Source organism: Bradyrhizobium sp. 186, assembly GCF_023101685.1.
Lineage (GTDB): Bacteria > Pseudomonadota > Alphaproteobacteria > Rhizobiales > Xanthobacteraceae > Bradyrhizobium.
In genome coordinates this window covers 2,285,035-2,304,040 of record NZ_CP082164.1, presented here as the reverse complement: position 1 = coordinate 2,304,040, position 19,006 = coordinate 2,285,035, and the positions used below count along the sequence as shown (strand labels likewise).

Here is a 19,006-nt window from a genome sequence, read left to right as displayed (position 1 = left end):
CATGCGACGGGATCTACGTGTCTCGTTCCGCGCCGATGTGACGCCGGTACGACGGCGCCTGGAGCCCGATCACGGCGGCAAAGCATTAAGCTTCCCGCGCGTTCGCAACCAACAACCACCTTCCCGATTGACTATTCGTGCCATTACTATCGGTTCCAATGTGCGCGGCCGAGAGGCTTCTCGCGAAGCGCCGGAGTTTGGGAGGTTGACATGAGTGCCGCGAGACCTGAGCCGCTTGCCCGCCAAGCGCTGGCGTTCGTCCTGGCCGGCGGGCGCGGCAGCCGGCTCCTGGAGCTGACCGACCGGCGCGCCAAGCCCGCGGTCTACTTCGGGGGCAAATCCCGCATCATCGATTTCGCGCTGTCCAACGCGGTGAACTCCGGCATCCGCCGTATCGCGGTCGCCACCCAGTACAAGGCGCACAGCCTGATCCGGCATCTTCAGATGGGCTGGAACTTCTTCCGCCCCGAGCGCAACGAGAGCTTTGACATCCTCCCGGCCAGCCAGCGCGTGTCGGAGAGCATGTGGTATGTCGGCACGGCCGACGCGATCTACCAGAACATCGACATCATCGAGTCGCATGCCTGCCGCTTCATCGTGGTGCTCGCCGGCGACCACATCTACAAGATGGATTACGAGGTGATGCTGCGGCAGCATGTCGACAGCGGCGCCGACGTCACGGTCGGCTGCCTCGAAATGCCGCGCGCGGAATCCTCCGGCTTCGGCATCATTCATGTCGACGAGAACGGCTGGATTCAGTCGTTCCTCGAGAAGCCCGCCGATCCGCCGCCGATGCCGGGCAAGCCGGACGTCTCGCTCGCCAGCATGGGCATCTACGTGTTCGACGCAAAATTCCTGTTCGACGAGCTCAAGCGCGACGCCGAAGATCCGAACTCAAACCACGATTTCGGCAAGGACATCATTCCCTACATCGTCAAGAATGGCCGCGCCATTGCGCACCAGTTCTCCACCTCCTGCGTCCGCTCCGGCAGCGATCCCCGCGCCTACTGGCGCGACGTCGGCACGGTCGACGCCTATTGGTCCGCCAATATCGACCTCACCGACGTGGTGCCGGAGCTCGACCTGTTCGACCGCGCCTGGCCTATCTGGTCCTATTCGGAGATCACGCCGCCCGCCAAATTCGTTCACGACGAGGAGAGCCGTCGCGGTCAGGCCGTGAGTTCGCTGGTCTCGGGCGGCTGCATCATCTCCGGCGCCTCGCTGCGCCGCTCGCTGCTGTTCACCGGCGTGCGGATAAACTCCTATGCCAATGTCGAGAACGCCGTGATCATGCCGTACGTGAATGTCGGGCGCGGCGCACAGCTGAAGAATGTCGTGATCGACCGCGGCGTGGAGATCCCCGAAGGGCTCGTCGTCGGCGAGGATCCTGAACTCGACGCCAGGCGCTTCCGCACCACCGAGCAGGGCGTCTCGCTCATCACCCAGCCGATGATCGACAGGCTCAACACATGACGCCCGTTCGCGTCCTCGCGGTCGCTTCTGAAGTCTATCCCATCGTCAAGACCGGCGGCCTCGCGGATGTCGCCGGCGCGCTGCCCATTGCACTGAAGGCGCATGGCGTCGAGATGCGCACGCTCATGCCGGGTTATCCTGACGTGATGCGGCTGCTCTCGGGCGCCGATGAAATCCGGCGCTGGCCGGACTATTTTGGCGGGCCTGGACGCCTGCTTGCAGGCTCCCGCGACGGGCTCGATCTGTTCGTGCTCGACGCGCCGCATCTCTACGACCGGCCCGGCAATCCTTACGTGACGGCCGACGGTGTCGACTGGCCGGACAATGGCGTGCGCTTCGCCGCATTGTCGCGCATTGCGGCCGATATCGGCCACGGGCTCATTCCTGCGTTCGTGCCCGACATCGTGCATGCCCATGACTGGCAGGCGGGGCTCGCGCCGGCCTACCTGCACTATGACAACCGTCCGCGGCCCGGCACCGTGATGACCATTCACAACATGGCCTATCAGGGCAAGTTCGCGCGCGAGCTGATCGGCGCGATCGGCCTGCCCTGGGGGGCGTTCGACGTCAGCGGCCTCGAATATTTCGGCGGCATCAGCTTTCTCAAGGCGGGTCTCCAGTTCGCCGACCGCATCACCACGGTCTCGCCGACCTATGCGCAGGAGATCCAGAGCGATGAAGGCGGCATGGGGTTCGGCGGCCTCTTGCGCGCGCGCGCCAGCGTGCTGAGCGGCATCCTCAACGGTATCGACATATCGGTATGGGATCCGCAGACCGACCCGCACATCGCCTATCGCTTCAGCGCGGAGGATTTGGCGTTTCGGTCCGCGAACAAGGCTGTGCTCCAGCAGCAGTTCAATCTCGTTTCCTCGCCGGAAACGCCCCTGCTCGGCGTCATCAGCCGGCTGTCCTGGCAGAAGGGACTCGATCTCCTGCTCGAGGCCATTCCAACCATCCTCGGCGAAGGCATGCAGCTGGCGCTGCTCGGCAGCGGCGATCGCGATCTCCAGGAACGCTATCAGGCCACCGCCCGCGCGCATCCGGGACGTATCGGGGTCTTGATCGGCTATGACGAGATTCTCGCGCACCTGATCCAGGCCGGCTCCGATGCGCTCGTCGTGCCGTCGCGGTTCGAGCCGTGCGGGCTGACGCAGCTATGCGCGCTACGCTATGGCGCGGTGCCGATCGTGGCCCGCGTCGGCGGCCTCGAGGACACCATCGTCGATATCGGCGAGGCCGACATATCAGGCCACGATGCCACCGGCTTCAAGTTCGGCCCGGTGACGGCGGACGCTCTCGCGGGCACGCTGCGCAAGGCCAACGTCGTCTTCCACGACAAGGTGACATGGCGGCGGCTGCAATTGAGCGGACTGTCGACCGACGTGTCGTGGCGCAACCGGGCGGGTGACTATGCCACGCTGTATCGCGGCCTCATGGCGTCCCGCCGCGGTTAAGCGTTCCGGCGGACGCATGACCACCGTCGAATCCATGCTATAGAATCGGCATGGACCCCTTCGCGATCAAGCTGCTCGGCTTTGCCGCCGCCACCTGCACCACCGCCGCCTACGCGCCGCAATTCATCAAGGTCTGGAAGACCCGCTCGACCGAGGACATTTCGCTCGGCATGTTCCTGGTCATGGTGCTGGGCCTGGCGCTCTGGCTGGTCTACGGCCTGCTTTGCGGCGACGCCCCGCTGGTCGCCGCCAATGCCATCACCATGCTACTGGCCGGCGGCATTCTGGTCATGAAGCTGAGATACGGCTGAGGTTCTCCACCTCCTCCTGTTCGCAGCTCCTCCCGAGGAATGCCTGATCCATAGCGCGCGGTCACCGGCGCCATGATCGAATTTTGCCGCTGTTTTGCCCGACGTGTCAAACTTCGGGATCCGCTCGAACATCCAGCCCGGCCAAAGCCCTTCTACAAAGCCATTTTTACTAAGCAATTCTACTTTGCATGGGGTTGTTTTCGATATTTTGCGATAGCCCGGTCAGCTGCGGCAAGCAGGATCAGCCGCCGAACGCGTACGACGCCATCGCAACGCTCGCGACCTCGTCGACGAAGACGCGATGGCCGATGTCGCTGCCGGCGGCACCGGCTGTCACCATCAGCGGCAGCAGGTGGTCCTCGCGCGGATGGGCGAGGCGCGCGCTGGGTGCGTTCTCCCAGTCGACCAGCATCGCGTTGCGGCGCGCCGCATCCGGATGGCTGATGGCCTCGTTCAGATAGGCCTCAAAATCGTAGGAGACCGGCTTGGACTCCGCCCGCCCGAAGCCGCGCATGTTGTGATAGGTGAGCCCACTGCCGACGATCAGAATGCCTTCATCGCGCAGCGAGGCGATCGCCTGCCCCACCCTGATGTGCTCGGCCGGATCGTAGCTCGACTTCAACGACAACAGCACGATCGGCATGTCCGCGTTCGGATACATGAGTCCAAGCGGCACGAAGGTGCCGTGGTCGAAACCCTGATTGGCATCCTCCCGGCAGTCGAGGCCGGCGCGCGTGAGCAGCGCCTTCACCTCCGCAGCGAGGTCAGGATCACCCGGCGCCGGATATTTGACCTGATAGGTGTGCTCGGGAAAACCGTAATAGTCGTACACCATCGGCGGATGCGCCGCGGTCGACACCGTGAACGCGTCGGCCTCCCAATGGCCGGTGATGACGAGCACCGCCCTCGGCTGCGCCGGCAGGAGCTGCGGCAGCCGGCGGAACTCCTGCGCGGTCTTCGCATATTGTACCCGTCGATCCTCCATGAACGGCCAGGGGCCGCCGCCATGCGACAGGAAGAAGGTCGGCAATCGCGTCATCGGGCTCGTCTCGTTGGCAACATGCGCGTGTAGCAGCCGCGCGATCCGCGGCGAGCATAGGCAAACCCGTATGGTTAGCAAGCCGTTAACGATTCGCCGCCCAAAATCGCCGGCGTGGCCGAAGGCATCGGCCTGAAGACAAGCGAGACGTGAGATGAAGAAGTTTGGGCTGGGGGACGTCGTCAACAGTGACAAGGGCCGCCGCGGCGTCGTTCGCGCGGCCTTCAGGTCGAAGGAAGGCCAGCAGTTCTACGCCGTCGAGAAGGACGGCGCGATGGACTATCTCGAAGAAGACCGGCTGAGCCTGGCGCCGCGCGTCGAACTCGCGGCCTGAATTCAACTCGTTTTTGTACATCTAGCGCGCGAGCCGGTTCAGGCGCTCCGACCAGGGGTCGTCACCGCTCGCCATGTGATCATTCGCGATCAGCAGCAGGCGATCGCGGATTGCGGCTGCGTCCCATCGGGGCAGGTCGGGGCCGTTGGGATCGCCGGTCCTCGCGAAGTTGGTCCAGTAGGCGCGCATGCGGTTTGCGACCTCGCGATCCCGCCGCGAGAAGATGCCGGCGCCCGGCACGCCTTCCGCGCCGAAGATGAACTGGAGCTCCCGACCGTGCCCTTCGTCGGGATTTCCGCGCCGCGCTTCGGGCAGATAGGCGAAGCGATAGCGGAAGGTCGGCGTACCGGTAGCGGCATGTAAATGGGCCAGCAACCTCACCGGCTCGGAGAAGACCTTGTCGGTGTAGAACCTGGCCGCAAGCTCCGAGGGCCGCGCGACGTCGGGATAGAACTGGCGCAGCTCGTCGATGCTCTCGCCCGAGGACGCAAGCTCTTCTTTGATGTCGAGTTCTCCGTCAAAACGCGTCTCGTCGTCATTTGAGCCGATGATCAAGGGAATGCGGCTCTCGTGTCTCGCCGCAAATCCTGCGGCAACGTTCTCCGTCACCAGATTTCCGTCCACCGCGGGCGTGAAGCTGCGCGACGATCTTTCGAGCAGATTTTTTTCGGCGGCAAGCAGCCGCGCCGGTTCCACTGCGCGCAAATCCGCCTCCTGCCCGAGCGCCGCGACGAACTGCCTGCCTACAGCCTCGGCTTCTTGCGCCGAGCGCAGACGTGCACGGCCCGGCACCGATTGCAGAATGGCTTTCTGAAACAGATCGCGCGCTTGCGCACACAACATCAGCAGCGCGATCGACGTTGCACCTGCGCCGCTGCCGAACAGGGTGACATTGTTCGGATCGCCGCCGAAGGCCGCGATGTTGTCGTGCACCCAATGCAGCGCCGCGATCTGGTCCATCAAGCCGTAATTGCCCGAGCCGACGTCCGACAGTGCAGGATGCGTGAGCCAGCCGAGTGCGCCGAGGCGGAAGTTCATGGTGACCACGATCAGGCCGGCCTGCGCGAGCTTCGCGCCGTCGTACATCGGATCGCTGGCGGTGCCGGTGACGAAGGCGTCGCCATGAATGAACACCATCACCGGCAACGGGCCGTCGACGCCAAAGGGACGAAACACGTTGAGCGTAAGGCAATCCTCGCTCGTGCTTGGCAGCGACGGCTGGAGGCAGGGCGCGCCATAGTCGTAGGCGGTGCGCATCTCCGAACTCTCAGCTGTAGCCCGCGGCGGACGCCAGCGCAGTGCGCCGATCGGCGGCGCGGCGTAGGCGAGCCCCTTGAAGGACGCCACCTCGCCCTCGACGGCGCCGAGCATCTGCCCCTCACGCGTCAGGGCAAACGGAAACTGGCCGACCGACTGGGCGGCCGCCGAACCGGCGCAGCATAGCAATGCGGAGGCCGCAACGAGCGCAAGCAAGGACCGCATCTTGGGGATCTCGATGCGCGGAGAGGTTCCCTTGCAGGTTACGTCTGCCGCCGGTGCCGAGGCAAGCCTCGCGGGCCGCGCTCACCCCCTCTTGCCGGTGAGCTCCGCGATCGCGTGTCGCGCGACGATACCGAGTTCACCGAGCGTGGAATGCCCGGACTGCGCCGCCTCGATCAGGCGCTCGGCGATGAACCTGCGGCTGTCATGATCGCCACCGTGCGGCAATTGGCGGCACGTCTCCTCCAGGACGACGTCCATGTTGGCTTTGGTCCGCTCGCTCAGCTCTGTCATGACGCCCGGTCGGTACGCGTGGCACGAAACGGCAGCATACACAGACGGATCGGGGCTGATTAGCCCGGAAAATCACTGCCATTGTGCGTCGCGATGCGTGTGCTGTCGCAAGGTTCGCGTCGCCACGGTGACGCCGCAAACGGCTACCGAAGATTGCACTTGCTCTGATGACAAGCCGGACCTGCGGCGATAGCCTGCCGTCAAAACAAACGCACGGGAGGAATGCCATGCCTGACGCAATGGTCGCGACGCGTGCCTCTGACGCGAGCCAGGGAACCACCCAGCAGGTCGACGTCGCCGTGATCGGTGCCGGCTTTGCGGGCCTCTATCTTCTCCATCGCCTGCGCAAGGCCGGCTTCACGACGATCGCTCTCGAAGAGGCCGGCGATGTTGGCGGCACCTGGTACTGGAAGCGCTATCCCGGCGCGCGCTGCGACATCCAGACCATCGACTACAGCTACACCTTCGATCCCGAGCTCGAGACGGCCTGGACATGGTCGGAGAAATACGCAACCCAACCGGAAATCCTGCGCTATCTCGGCTTCGTCGCCGACCGCTATGATCTCAGGCGCGACATCCGCTTCAAGACCAAGGTCACTGAAGCCAAATGGGATGAAGCGACCGAGCGCTGGCAACTTGCGACCGATAACGGCGCGCCGATTTCCTGCCGCTATTACATCATGGCGACCGGCTGCCTCTCCGCGCCGAAGCCGCCGGAGATCGACGGCGTCAAGGATTTTACGGGCGAGGTCTATTTCACCGGGCGCTGGCCGCATGATGGAGTGAAGCTCGCCGGCAAGCGCGTCGCAGTAATCGGCACGGGCTCGTCCGCCATCCAGTCGATCCCCCTGATCGCCGAGCAGGCCTCGCATTTGACCGTGTTCCAGCGCACGCCGAATTTCGCGCTGCCTGCGCATAATGGTCCCTCACCCTCGGACCGCACGAGCCTTTTGCAGGGCGACCGCGCGGCCTACCGCGAGCAGGCGCGCCAGTCGATGACCGGTGTGCCCTACCCGCAGCAGATGGCCGTGAGCTGGCAATTGAGCGACGCCGAACGGCGCGCCCGTTTCGAGGAGGCGTGGGGCAAAGGCGATCTCGTCTACATCCTCACCCAGCTCTGGGCCGATCAGGGCGTCGACATCGACGGCAACACGCTGATCTGCGACCTCATTCGCGAGAAGATCGGGACGATCGTGAAGGACCCCGAGACCGCAGCGGCACTGATGCCGCACGACCATCCCTTCGGCGCAAAGCGTCCCTGCCTCGACACCAACTACTACGCGACCTACAACCGGCCAAACGTCACGCTGGTCAATCTGCGGCAGGAGCCGATCAAGGCAATCACCGCTGATAGCATTACCACCGGCAAGCGCAGTTTCGACGTCGACGTCATCGTGTTTGCGACCGGCTTCGACGCCATGACCGGCGCGATCCGGGCCGTACATCCGATCACTGGGCGCGGCGGCAAGTCGCTGACCGATGTCTGGGCACAGGGACCGCAGACCTATCTCGGGCTCACGGTCGCGGGCTTCCCGAACTTCTTCATGATCACCGGACCCGGCAGCCCGTCGGTGCTGTCGAACATGGCAGTGTCGATCGAGCAGCATGTGGACTGGGTCGTCGACCGCCTCGCCGCGTTGCGCGACGCCGGCTTCACCACGGTCGAAGCCACCGGGACGGCGCAGGCGGGCTGGGGCCGGCACATGGCCGATTGTTCGACGCTGACGCTGCACCGGCTCGCCAACACCTGGTACACGGGCGCCAACGTGCCCGGCAAGGTGCAGGGTCTGATGCCCTATACCGGCGGCGTCGGCCCCTATCGCAGCATCTGCGACGAGGTCGTCAGCCGCGGCATGCTCGGATTCAACCTCGCCGGTCCCGACGTCACCGCGCAATGCAATGACGGCGAGGTGGTGCGGCTGCAGCCCGACGTGCGGCTGGTGCTGAACCTGCTCGGGCAATTGAACCTGCCGCCGATCGAGTCGATGGGCGCGCTTGACGCGCGCGCCTTCGTCAACGAGTTCAACAAGGGCCGCCCCGCGGGACGGCCGATCGATGCCGTCGTCGACGGCACCCTGCCCGGCACCGATGGTCCCCTGCCCTATCGCCTGTACCGGCCGGCAACGCCGGGGCCACATCCCGTCGTGGTCTATTTCCATGGCGGCGGCTGGGTGCTGGGCGACGAGCAGTCCGACGATCCGTTCTGCCGTGACATGGTGCGGCGAACCGGCATGATCTTCGTCAGCGTCGGCTATCGCCATGCGCCCGAACATCGCTTCCCGGCTGCGGCCGAGGACGGCTACGCGGCGGCGCGCTGGATCGCCGAGCATGCGGAAGAGCTCGGCGGTAAGCCCGGCCCGGTGCTGATCTCAGGCTGGAGCGCCGGCGGCAACATCGCCGCCGTCACCTGCCAGCTCGCGCGCGACCGCGGTGGGCCGGAGATCGCTGGCCAGCTCCTGGTCTGCCCGGTCACCGACTGCACGTTCGATCGTCCTTCCTATGACGACAATGCAACCGGCTATTTCCTGACGCGCTCGCTGATGTACTGGTTCTGGGATCTCTACTGCTCGCCGGCCGACCGCACCGATCCGCGCGTCTCCCCGCTGCGCGGCAAGGTTGCGGGCCTGCCGCCGGCCTTCGTCGTCACCTGCGAGTTCGATCCCCTGCGCGACGAGGGCATCGCCTATGCCGATGCGATGGCGGCTGCCGGCGTCCCGGTCGAGCTGCTCAGGGCGCGCGGTCATTTCCACTCATCCTTCACGATGGCGGACGTGGTGATCACCGGCGTCCAGGGCCGGGTGCAGATGGCCGAAGCCTTGCGGCGCTTCGCCGGGCTTCCCCCGGAGGTGAGGCGTGACGACGAGAACAGCCACGGACACACCAGCCCGGGGCACAGAATCGCGGCGGCCGCGAGTTAAGAGCGACAAGGCGGCCGGGAACTATTTCCCGGCCGCCGCGTTGGGTGCTCGTGGCATTGAGATGCAGCGATTGGTGTGGGCCCCGGCACGCAAGCTTGTGTGCTGGGGTTCTTTTGGCGTGAGGCGGGGCGATGGGAGATGCGTTAGTTACAGATACCAAGGTCGACTTCGGCGCGCTCGCCGCGCTGCATAAATGGCCATCGCTTGCAAATCAGCGGAGGCCGGATAGAGCCTCCTACCAGGTGAGCGAAGGCACGCTCGACGAGTGCATCTCGGCTTTCATGGAAAAGCCTGAAGCGACCCGACATCTCTACGAGATTCATACGGCGCCGCAGCCGCCGCTGGTTACGGATATCCTGTCGCCCGAGCACGTCACCGAGCTGTTTCGGCTGAGGGAGTTTCTCTGATTGCGTGCTGAAGCTCTGGCTGGACGCGGATGCCAAGCTTCTCACCAACGCAGGAACCTTCTCCCGGTTTTTCCCGTTATCGCAGATCGGAAGTCAAGGCGTGAGTGCCTGCGATGCTTGAAACCAACATGCCAGATCCGACCGTGCCTTATGGCGCAGACCAGACCTTGTTCGTGGTGATCGATCGCCGCGACAAGGCGACCGAGATCCCTATCGAGCGAAGCGACATCGAAGCCACCATCCGCGAGCTCGTCGCCGGCTGCTTCAACGACCCGATCAAGGTGATTTCCTTCAACACCCTCGAACATTGGATGAAGGACATCTCGACCGAGATCGCCGGCGAAATCCAGGCGCGCTGCGACATCGATGGCGTGACGCTGCCCGACTATCTCAGCGATTTCGTCGAGAGCCATACGTATCGGTCGTGAGAATTAAGCGCGCCGCCGCGTGCCGGCAATGACCTCGATCTCCCGGCGGCGTTCGCCCGCGAAGGTCAGCAGCTTTGCGATCGTCAGTGCATCCGTGATCCGTTTGGCGAGCCGCTCGGCGCGCGCAGCCTGATCTTCGAGATACTGGATCGTATTCAAACGCCACCTCCCCGAGAGCCCCGATTTGCTCGGGCGACCATCGTGCCTCACAGCGGCTAACAGCCGGTTAAGCGCGGCACGTTGATGTCGATGGACCGCGCTTATTGCACGACGTCGAGCCGGACATTGACGATGCCTCTGTCGACCATGCCGAGCGCTTCGGCAGCCGAAGGCGAGACATCGACCACGCGGCCGCGAATATAGGGTCCGCGATCGTTGACCTTGACGGTCACCGAGCGGCCGCTGGAAACATCGGTCACGCGCAAGCGCGTGCCGAACGGCAGGGTCGGATGCGCCGCGGTCAATTCGTTCTTGTCGAACTTCTCGCCGCTCGCGGTCTCCGTATCCGAGTAGAAGCTCGCAACGCCACGGGAAGCGGCACTATCAGGCACACGCACCCGGCTGATCGGGCGGGGATGCAGCGCCGCCACCGATTGCAGCCGGTGAGGCCGCTCGACCGCGGCCTGCCGGCTCGTGCCGGCAAGATCGGCCTTCTGACGGCCAACCGGCGATTGCGCGCAAGCAGCGAGCGACGCGGCGCCGATGATTGCAAGCAGCAGCCGGGTCGGCTGGCGGCACGAGGATGCGGGGGAAATCCAGACCCTTTCGGCACGTGCAAAGCGAGACATGATACGCCCCTCCGAACGCCTCATGTTCGGTGGGCAATGAGGGCAGAACCTTGTCGGAACAAAAGCGGGCCTGCGGCCACGGCCGTTTCGCGCCGGCTGTGACGATTCCACCACAGTCGCATGTCCTAGAACGGGACAGGCCCGCGAAAATCAGCCTGATGCGGCGCGCCAGATGATCGGGCGCGTGTCCGGCCTCTCCCCACCGGTATCGGCCTCACCCTCGAGGAGCCGCGCCAACTCGCGCCGATAGAGCAGCTGCCAGCCCGTCTTCAGGCTGGCGAGAAAGTCGAGCTGCCGCTGTGTCAATGTGCACATCATGAACCCGGTCCGGTTGCGAGGAGCCGCGCCGTCAGCCGACGAGGCCCCCCATGGGTTTGACGTCCGCGCTACCCGGGAAGACCGTTTCGGCGAGCACCTTCTCCTCGACGCGCAGGTGATCCCTGAGCAACCCCTTCAGCACGGCGCGCAAGTCGGTGGTCGGCTTGAGGTCGCGATCCTCCAAGAGTTGCGCGGACTTCAGGCCCGGCCAGTCCGCAATCATGCGACCGCCCGCGAGCGCGCCCCCGACCAGGAAGGCAACCGTACCGGTGCCGTGGTCCGTGCCTTGGGTGCCGTTGATGCGCGCGGTGCGGCCGAACTCGGTCACGACGGCCACCACCGTCTCGTTCCACGCCTCGCCCATGTTGGTCTCGATCGCGGCAAACGCGCCGTCGAGTGCGCCGAGCAAATTGTAGAGCTGGCCCGAGGCCGCGCCTTCCGCGATGTGCGTGTCCCAGCCGACAAAGCCCATGGCGCCGACGCGCGGACCGTCGGGCTTGGCGAGATAACGCGCGGCGGTGCCGGCCGCTTCGGCGAAGTACGCGCGCACACGCGCGATGCCGGGCGGCATCAATGTCGGATCGTCCGACATCGGATCGCCCGTGCCGGGCGCGCCGCCGAGCGAAGCGAGCTTCATGCGCGCCTGAAGCACGGTCGCGAGCTTCGGGTCGGTGTGCCGGTAGAGATCGAGCAAGCGGCTTTGCGTGTCTTCGCTCGCCGGAAGCAGTTTTTGCGGCACCCATGTCATCACCGGCGCGGAGCCGCGCACCACCAGCGGAGTCACCGAGCCGATGCCGAGCGCGCGGCTGCCGCGCGGGTCGACGCGCCCGCCAGACTCCAGCGCGACCAGCGCGCGGTTGAGCCATCCCGAGCCGATCGCGCCGGGCTTGGACATGCCGCTTTCCAGCACGTCCTGGCCGTCGAAATGCGAGCGCTCGCGATAGGGCGTCGCGGTGGCGTGGACGATCGAGGCCTTGCCGGTCTTGTAGAGCCGATGCAGGTTCGGCATCGCCGGATTGAGCGCGAAAAAGGAATCGAGCGGCAGAGCCGGCGGCTTGCCGTCCAGCACCAGCGCGCGATCGCCGCGCAAGCCGATCCAGTCGGGATCGCCGACCGGCGCGACGGCGCCTAACCCGTCGAGCGCACCGCGCAGGACGATGACGAGCAGGCGCGGATCGCGCCCTTCCGCGCGCGCGAGCCTCGGCATCTGGCTCCACGCGAACAGCGCGCCGGAGCCGACAAGGAGTTCGCGCCGCGTCGGCAGATGATTGACGAAGCCCATGCTTACCTCCTCTGAAAATCCGACGACATGAACAACAGCGCGAGCGCCTGATGCCGGCTCTCGGCGCGGCCGACCGCCTGCTTCACCTCCGGCGAGATCTCGGATGCGAAGACGTCCTCGATGATGGCTTGCGGATCGGCCGTGCCGGTGATGCGCTCGGCAAAATTGTTGGCGACGTCGAGCCGCCGGCCGACGCCGTCGATCCAGCTTGCCTCGTCGTCCGGATAACCCTTGGGCGCCGGCGGGCGCCACAGCGCCTCGCCGAGCAGCTCCTGGCTGCCGGTGAAACGCGTGGGATCGACGATCGTGATGCCCGTTGCGCGCACCATGCCGACGACCCATTCGCTGGGACGCTTGAGTTTTGACGGCGGCCCGCGCCACGCTTCATCCGACGACACCATCGCGATCGCGACCTGCTTGAGATCGCCCTCGGTGTCGCGAAAGGTCTTCGCCATCTGCTCGACCAGCGCCGGCGGCGGCTCGTCGGCCACGAAATGGCGCGCGAGCTTTGTCGCGACATGGGTCGCGGTCGCCGGATGCGCAGCGAGGTCGCGCAGCACGGCGCGGCCCTGCTCGGCATCCTCCTGCTCGTAGCGCTTGCCGAGCACGGTCTGTTCGCCGGGCTCGTGCAGCCGCGGGTTGAAGGTGAACTCGCCGCCATGCTGGGGATCAGCGCCCGGCGGCACCAGCGTCCAACCGGTCAGGACGTTGGCGAAGCTGATCACGTCCTCCTGGGTGTAGCCGGTCCGCACGCCGAGCGTATGCAGCTCCATGATCTCGCGCGCAATGTTCTCGTTGAGGCCGCGGCTGCGATTGATGCCGGCAATCGAGTTCGCACCCATCGAGCCGAGATTGTCGAGATAGAACAGCATCGCCGGATGGCCCTCCACGGCCTGGAGCAGGTCGACGAAGCGGCTGAGCGCATTGGCGCGAACGGCCTCGCGCTCATAGGCGCCGGACATGCTCTGGATCTTGTTGGCGGAGATGCAGAAGTGGTTGGACCAGAACCACACCAACCGCTCGGCAAAGCCGATGTCGGCGGCGAGCGCGGCCTCCGTGCGCAGCTTGGCTTCCTGCAAGTAGATGGGACGTCCGGGATCAGGAACGGCGTCAGCCGCCTGCTTCGCCGCCATCTCGGCAGCATCCTTCTCTGCGCTCTGGCCCGCCGCTTGCCCCTGCGTCTGCGCTTGGTCCTCCGACATGACGGGCGTCGCAGCCATCTGCTGCTTCTTTGCCTGCTGCTGGGCCTGCTTGGCGCGCGCCGTCCGCCGCGCATTGGCGTCGGCCACGGTACGATAGGCCTTCGCGCTGGAGGGAAGGCTGGCAGCGGCAGGTAAGAGCAGCGGCCGGTCGAGCTCGGCGATCAAGGCACCGCGCAGGTCGGTCCCGATCGCCGCGATCGATCCCGGTCGCGGCCCCATCCCGAAGCGATGAAGCGCCAGCACAGACTCGGCCTTTGCAGAATTGCTCATGACGAACACCCAATTCTTTCGATCCTGCCGACGGGCGAAGCTACGAACCGTAATGCTACACACCGTAACATTACGGCTACGACCTCGCAAGCAGAGACCGAGGCGTCGCGGTCAAGAAATCGGGAGCTCAACAGCCGGGCGTCCGCGGCAGTCCTAGAAATTCGGCCCGAGCGCGATCTTGGTGATCGTGCCGTTCCTGACGCCGATGCGCCACTCCGCCGAGCCGTTGGCGAACTGGGCGATGTAGATGTCGCTGTCGAGCGCGGTGACGCCGCGGAAGGAGACCGCACGCAACGCACCTAGCCGCGCCAGGATTGCCCGATCGAACGGAAGCTGCTGACGCGTAATGTCGGCGACCTCTGACGTCATGTGGTCGTAGTCCGGCTGCCCCTTGCCGACGCCCTCGATATAGCGCCGCAGCATCTCCTCACCATTGGCGATCGGAACGGCGCGACGTGCGGCGCGCCCGGGCCTCGCGCCGCGGTTCGAAGCCTCGACATTATGGAAGCGTGTCTGCCGGCCCGGCAGCAGGATCTCCAGACATCGGCCCGATTTGTCGGCAATCACCCAAGGATTGTTCACGGTGGTCGAAGCGGCCCAGGACATGTTGGCCCTGACGACACTCTGCGTCCTGCGATTGCCGTCTGCATCAAGATTGAAGACCTGGATGTCGTCGCCCATCTCGTTATAGACCATGATCCGGATCGGCGAGGTGCCGGCGCGGCCGCGCACATTCGCCTCCTCCACGCAGGCGGCGATGCCGCCGAGCTCATCGTTGCCGTCTGCCCGGAAGATCACGTCGCCGGCCTTGCCGTCGGGCTCGAGCAGCAGACGGAATTCCGCCGTGCCATTCTCGAACTTGGCGCCATAAATGTCGTAGCCGCCGGGGCCCACGCCGCGAAAGAAGATCGATTCGATCGCGCCGAGCGCCAGGAACGTCGCATGCAATTCGTCGAGCTGGCGATGAATCTTGGCGGCGAGCGGCGCGCTCATGCGATCGTAGTTCGGCGTGCCCCTGCGCAAGTCTTCGATCCCGCGCAGGATCGCCTCCTTGCCGCCGGTGACCGGGACCTGATCCCGGAAGCGATCCGGAACTTCCGCGAGGCGGCGCACGAAGTCGGCTTCGATCGCTTGGGCCACCGCCGCGCCGATCCGCGGCGCGAGGCGAGCGCCTGTGAACGCGTTCTGGACCAGCACGCGCGAGACCTTGGTCTGTTCGTCGCGCAGAAAGATCAGGAGATGGTCGCCGCGAATGGAGAAGGCGTCAGCGCCCTCGGCGAGAACCAGAGATCCACCCTGCCCGGTTTCCTGCAACCAGAGACGATCGCCGTCACGCCGCACGGTGAGCACGCGATTCGGCGCAAGCCTGAACCACCCGACATACTGATCGAGCGATGCCGGATCGGCGGCCGGCGTCGGCATCTCGGCGACGCGGACCGCGCGCACGTCTCGGCCGTTCATGTGCAGCATCAGCTCGGAGGATCGGCGCTCCGCATCGAGCGGGAACGTGATCTCGCCGAACGAGGCCGCGTAGGACGCCGTGCCGTCATTGCCAACCGTCAGGCGCAGCCTGCGCTGCCCGGTGAGCTGTCCGTAGAGATCGTCGCCCTCGCGGAAGAGGGCGAATACCGAGGCGGGACCCATGGCATAGAAATTGACGAAGGGACGATAATGCTGGGCCGGCGCCTCGCCGAGGTCTCCTGCGAAAGGCGCCGGGTCCGGCGTCCGATAGGCAATCATGCCGGCCGACACGATCACGGCCGGTACGATTGCTGCCGCGATCCACAGCCGCTTGCGCCAGCCGACCGCCACGGGCATGGCAGCTGCCGCGATGATACGCTCGACACGGGCGCGGACGGTCGAGGCCCGCGCCATCGCGAGCTCCACCGGCCGCGGGTTCACGGAGGTTGCGACGTCGAGCAGGATTTCCGCATAGGACAGCCGGTCGTCGATGACTTCGATGGCCTGGGCGTCACTGATGATCTCGGCAAGTTCGGCAAGTCGCGCAAGCTGCCACCACGAGAACGGACTGAACCAGAACACCGCGCGGTTGAGAGACGCAAGCAGCAGGACGTAGAAATCGCGATTGGCAACATGGGCGCCTTCGTGCGCGAGCACCGCGAGGCGCTTCTTCGCGTCCCAGCCAGTGAATTGCGGCGGCACCAGAATGGTCGAGCCAAAGGTGACGGGACCGCCGACGTCGCGGCTGATGCGCACGTCGGCGTCGATCATCTTCGGGCCGCTCATCGGCTTTGCCACCCGGGCCAGACGCCAGGTCAGGCCGAGGCCGATGGCGAGCCGCAGCAGCAAGAGGCCGGCAACGCCGGCATAGACGATCGTGGTCACCAGCCACCAATCGATCGATGCGACGATCTTTACCGAGGGCGCCATGGCGGCGCCGGGCGCAACCGGCAGCGTTGGCTGCGGCGTCTCCAGCATCGAAATATCGGCCGGCCAGAGTTCGTCCGGCACAGACACAGACACAGGCAGCCGCGCGATGGTGAGCGTCGGCCAATGCATCACGAAGGGCATCGCCAGCGACGCCAGCAGCACGACGACCCACGCCGTCATGTGGACGTGCGGATTGCGCACGCGAAACAGGTTGAGACCGAACCAGACGACGCCTCCCAGCACAAAGGAGCGTAACGCCGCCTCCGCCAGAGTTGCGATCATTCTTTCTTCACTCCCCTCGCCTTCTTTGCCTTGGCCACCTGATCGGCCAGCGTGCGCAACTGCTGCTGGTCGAGCATCGCGTTGTCCACCATGCCGACGAGGACCTCCTCCATCGAGCCGTTGCAGAACCAGTCGACGATGCGCTGCACCGCCTTGGCCGCGACGCGCGCGCGGGGTTCTGCGGCGGTGTAGACGTAGGTTCGTCCGTCCACGGTGTGGTTAGCATAGCCTTTTTCTTCCAGCCGGCGCAGCACCGTGCGTACCGTCGATTCCTTCAGACGCCGCGACAGCCGCTCGCGCACGACCTCGGCCGTTACCGGACCGTGGGCCCAAACCAATTGCATGACCTCGTGCTCGAGGTCGCCCAGTTCGGGCAAACGATCGTCCATGGCATCTGACCTTGCGGCTTGAGATTTCTTGTAACGCTACAGAGCGTCGCATATACGCTGGTGCGGCGCAACGGCGATTCCACCTGAAATGGTATCGCCGTGCTGGTCTACTCGCCGTCCAGGATCATCGCAGGAGGTCGTCATGCCCGGGCTTGTCCCGGGCATCCACGTTCTTTGTGCCGCCGGGCAAGGCGTGGATGGCCGGAACAAGCCCGGCCATGACGGTGTGGAGAGGACAGCGCACTTGCTGTGGCCGGACGTTGGCTTAGTACCGCGGCTCGTACATCTGTGACTGGACCAGGCCCTTCACGTCGTTGGGCGCGGGTCCGTCCGCCAGCCCGCGCTGATAGGCGACGTCCGCGACGGCGGCGGCGATGCGGGCCGAGACCTCGCGGATACGGGGCAGCGCGGGATAGAGGCTGCCCTGCCCAAGGTCCTCCTTGCCGACGCAATTGGCAAGCGTATGGGCCGCCGCCATGAACATCTCGTCCGTCACGAGCCGCGAGCGGCTGGCGATGACACCGAGACCGACGCCCGGAAAGATGTAGGAGTTGTTGCCTTGGCGCGGCACGAAGGTGCGGCCGTTGAGCTCCACCGGGTCGAAGGGGCTGCCGCAGGCAAACAGCGCGCGCCCTTCGGTGTAGCGGTAGGCATCCTCCGCCGAGCATTCCGCCTTCGAGGTCGGATTGGAGAGCGCGAACACGATCGGATGCTCATTGAGCTCGGCCATCGTCTTGAGCACGTCGGGCGTGAAGGCGCCGCCGACCGCGGCGACGCCGATGATCACCGTCGGCTTCAGCGTTTTGATCGCGGTGAGGAAGTCTGCGATCGTTGCCTGATCGGCATGAGCATAGCGGAGCTTGTGCCCGGACAGGCCAGTGCGACCTGCGACGACGAGGCCGCGGGAATCCACCAGCCAGTTGCGCCGGAGTGCCTCGGCTTCGGAGCCGCCCTCCGCCATCATGGCGGAGACCACCAGATCGGCGATACCGGTCGCCGCCTCGCCCGCGCCGAGGAACAGGATGCGTTGATCCCTGAGCTTGCCGCCTGAGATGCGCAGCGACGAGAACAGGCCGGCCAGCGCCACCGCCGCGGTGCCCTGGATGTCATCGTTGAAGACGCAGGCTTCGCCGCGATATTTGTGCAGCAGCTTGAACGCCGAGTGATTGGCGAAATCCTCGAACTGGATCAGCACGCCAGGAAACGTCTTTCGCGCGGCCTGCATGAATTCGTCGACGAAGCTGTCATAGGCCTCGCCGGTGAGCCGCCGCTCGCGCAGGCCGAGATAATAGGGATCGTTTAACAGCTCCTCGTTGTTGGTGCCGACATCGAGCACGATCGGCAGGCACAGCTCGGGATGCACGCCGGCGCAGGCCGAATAGAGCGAGAGTTTCCCGACTGGAATGCCCATGCCGTTGGCACCGAGGTCGCCGAGGCCGAGGATGCGTTCGCCGTCGGTGACGACAATGAGTTTCGCAGGATAAGGCCAGTTCTTCAAAAGCTCCGCGATCTGGCCGCGATCGCGCGAGGAGATGAACATGCCGCGCGGGCGCTGGAAGATCAGGCCGTATTTCTGGCAGGCGAGTCCGACAGTCGGCGTGTAGATGATCGGCTGGATCTCGTCGATGTTGTCGACGACGACGCGGAAGAACAGCGCCTCGTTGCGGTCATGCAGCGCATTCAGTGCGACGTATTTTTCGAGATCGGTCGGCAGCGTACGCAGATTGACGAGCACGCGCTCGACCTGCGTCTCCATCGTCAGCACGCAAGGCGGCAGCAGGCCGCGCAGGCCGAGCGCAGCACGCTCCTGCTCGGTGAAGGCGGTGCCCTTGTTGAGCAAGGGATCGCGCAGCAGCGTCATGCCGTGAGCGGGATTGGATGATGTCGATTGGGCAACGACCCGGGCAGGTCTATTCACGAATTCCCCCAAGGAGTTTCTTATTGAAC

Annotated in this window: 18 protein-coding genes; 7 read left to right on the top strand and 11 right to left on the bottom strand. The window is 65.3% G+C overall.

Annotated features, from left to right (window positions below; genetic code table 11):
* The first annotated feature begins 210 nt into the window (after nt 1-210).
* Genes glgC through IVB18_RS10740 form a run of 3 tightly spaced genes read left to right on the top strand, consistent with a single transcriptional unit; the run spans nt 211 to nt 3,238 of the window.
* The gene (glgC, locus tag IVB18_RS10750; protein ID WP_247989140.1) at nt 211-1,473 is read left to right on the top strand and encodes a glucose-1-phosphate adenylyltransferase; all 1,263 of its coding nucleotides are present in this window, start codon (nt 211-213) and stop codon (nt 1,471-1,473) included.
* Nucleotides 1,470-2,927: a glycogen synthase GlgA gene (gene glgA, locus IVB18_RS10745; RefSeq protein ID WP_247989139.1), complete on the top strand. Its 1,458-nt coding sequence runs from the start codon at nt 1,470-1,472 to the stop codon at nt 2,925-2,927. Before glgC ends, glgA begins: the two co-directional genes overlap by 4 nt.
* A 50-nt stretch (nt 2,928-2,977) precedes the next feature.
* A complete protein-coding gene (locus IVB18_RS10740; protein ID WP_247989138.1) occupies nt 2,978-3,238 on the top strand; it encodes a SemiSWEET transporter in 261 nt (86 codons plus the stop codon).
* Between the two features lie 241 nt (nt 3,239-3,479).
* Here the strand turns inward: IVB18_RS10740 and IVB18_RS10735 are convergent, their stop codons facing one another.
* Nucleotides 3,480-4,277 carry a class III extradiol ring-cleavage dioxygenase gene (locus IVB18_RS10735; protein ID WP_247989137.1) on the bottom strand — a complete coding sequence of 266 codons (798 nt, stop codon included), beginning with the start codon at nt 4,275-4,277 and terminating at the stop codon, nt 3,480-3,482.
* A 154-nt stretch (nt 4,278-4,431) separates the two neighbouring features.
* Here IVB18_RS10735 and IVB18_RS10730 point away from each other — a divergent pair, with 154 nt between their 5' ends.
* Nucleotides 4,432-4,611 carry a hypothetical protein gene (locus IVB18_RS10730; protein WP_247989136.1) on the top strand — a complete coding sequence of 60 codons (180 nt, stop codon included), beginning with the start codon at nt 4,432-4,434 and terminating at the stop codon, nt 4,609-4,611.
* A gap of 21 nt (nt 4,612-4,632) precedes the next feature.
* On the opposite strand, the gene IVB18_RS10725 is transcribed toward IVB18_RS10730, so the two are convergent.
* Both IVB18_RS10725 and IVB18_RS10720 read right to left on the bottom strand, forming a co-directional pair.
* Nucleotides 4,633-6,093 (bottom strand): carboxylesterase family protein, encoded by a 1,461-nt coding sequence (locus IVB18_RS10725; protein WP_247989135.1) that lies wholly within the window; start codon nt 6,091-6,093, stop codon nt 4,633-4,635.
* An 81-nt stretch (nt 6,094-6,174) separates the two neighbouring features.
* A complete protein-coding gene (locus IVB18_RS10720; RefSeq protein ID WP_247989134.1) occupies nt 6,175-6,384 on the bottom strand; it encodes a hypothetical protein in 210 nt (69 codons plus the stop codon).
* Nucleotides 6,385-6,611: 227 nt separating this feature from the next.
* Between IVB18_RS10720 and IVB18_RS10715 the strand changes: the two genes are divergently transcribed.
* From IVB18_RS10715 to IVB18_RS10705, 3 genes are all read left to right on the top strand, one after another.
* The gene (locus tag IVB18_RS10715; protein ID WP_247989133.1) at nt 6,612-9,302 is read left to right on the top strand and encodes an alpha/beta hydrolase fold domain-containing protein; all 2,691 of its coding nucleotides are present in this window, start codon (nt 6,612-6,614) and stop codon (nt 9,300-9,302) included.
* Between the two features lie 131 nt (nt 9,303-9,433).
* Nucleotides 9,434-9,709 (top strand): hypothetical protein, encoded by a 276-nt coding sequence (locus IVB18_RS10710; protein ID WP_247989132.1) that lies wholly within the window; start codon nt 9,434-9,436, stop codon nt 9,707-9,709.
* A gap of 128 nt (nt 9,710-9,837) precedes the next feature.
* Entirely contained in the window at nt 9,838-10,137 is a 300-nt protein-coding gene (locus IVB18_RS10705) for a hypothetical protein (RefSeq protein WP_247989131.1), read from the top strand.
* Between the two features lie 3 nt (nt 10,138-10,140).
* Here IVB18_RS10705 and IVB18_RS10700 read toward each other — a convergent pair whose 3' ends face one another.
* From IVB18_RS10700 to IVB18_RS10665, 8 genes are all read right to left on the bottom strand, one after another.
* Nucleotides 10,141-10,296 carry a hypothetical protein gene (locus IVB18_RS10700; RefSeq protein ID WP_247989130.1) on the bottom strand — a complete coding sequence of 52 codons (156 nt, stop codon included), beginning with the start codon at nt 10,294-10,296 and terminating at the stop codon, nt 10,141-10,143.
* A 101-nt stretch (nt 10,297-10,397) separates the two neighbouring features.
* On the bottom strand, nt 10,398-10,925 hold the full coding sequence (locus tag IVB18_RS10695; RefSeq protein ID WP_247989129.1) for a septal ring lytic transglycosylase RlpA family protein: 528 nt from the start codon (nt 10,923-10,925) through the stop codon (nt 10,398-10,400).
* A 150-nt stretch (nt 10,926-11,075) separates the two neighbouring features.
* The gene (locus tag IVB18_RS10690; protein ID WP_247989128.1) at nt 11,076-11,243 is read right to left on the bottom strand and encodes a hypothetical protein; all 168 of its coding nucleotides are present in this window, start codon (nt 11,241-11,243) and stop codon (nt 11,076-11,078) included.
* Between the two features lie 31 nt (nt 11,244-11,274).
* Nucleotides 11,275-12,525 (bottom strand): DUF1501 domain-containing protein, encoded by a 1,251-nt coding sequence (locus tag IVB18_RS10685; protein WP_247989127.1) that lies wholly within the window; start codon nt 12,523-12,525, stop codon nt 11,275-11,277.
* A gap of 2 nt (nt 12,526-12,527) precedes the next feature.
* On the bottom strand, nt 12,528-13,997 hold the full coding sequence (locus IVB18_RS10680; protein ID WP_247989126.1) for a DUF1800 domain-containing protein: 1,470 nt from the start codon (nt 13,995-13,997) through the stop codon (nt 12,528-12,530).
* A gap of 153 nt (nt 13,998-14,150) precedes the next feature.
* On the bottom strand, nt 14,151-16,670 hold the full coding sequence (locus IVB18_RS10675) for a M56 family metallopeptidase (protein WP_247989125.1): 2,520 nt from the start codon (nt 16,668-16,670) through the stop codon (nt 14,151-14,153).
* A complete protein-coding gene (locus IVB18_RS10670) occupies nt 16,667-17,059 on the bottom strand; it encodes a BlaI/MecI/CopY family transcriptional regulator (protein ID WP_247989124.1) in 393 nt (130 codons plus the stop codon). Before IVB18_RS10670 ends, IVB18_RS10675 begins: the two co-directional genes overlap by 4 nt.
* A 265-nt stretch (nt 17,060-17,324) precedes the next feature.
* Nucleotides 17,325-18,977 (bottom strand): NAD-dependent malic enzyme, encoded by a 1,653-nt coding sequence (locus IVB18_RS10665; protein ID WP_256476719.1) that lies wholly within the window; start codon nt 18,975-18,977, stop codon nt 17,325-17,327.
* Nucleotides 18,978-19,006 lie beyond the last annotated feature (29 nt).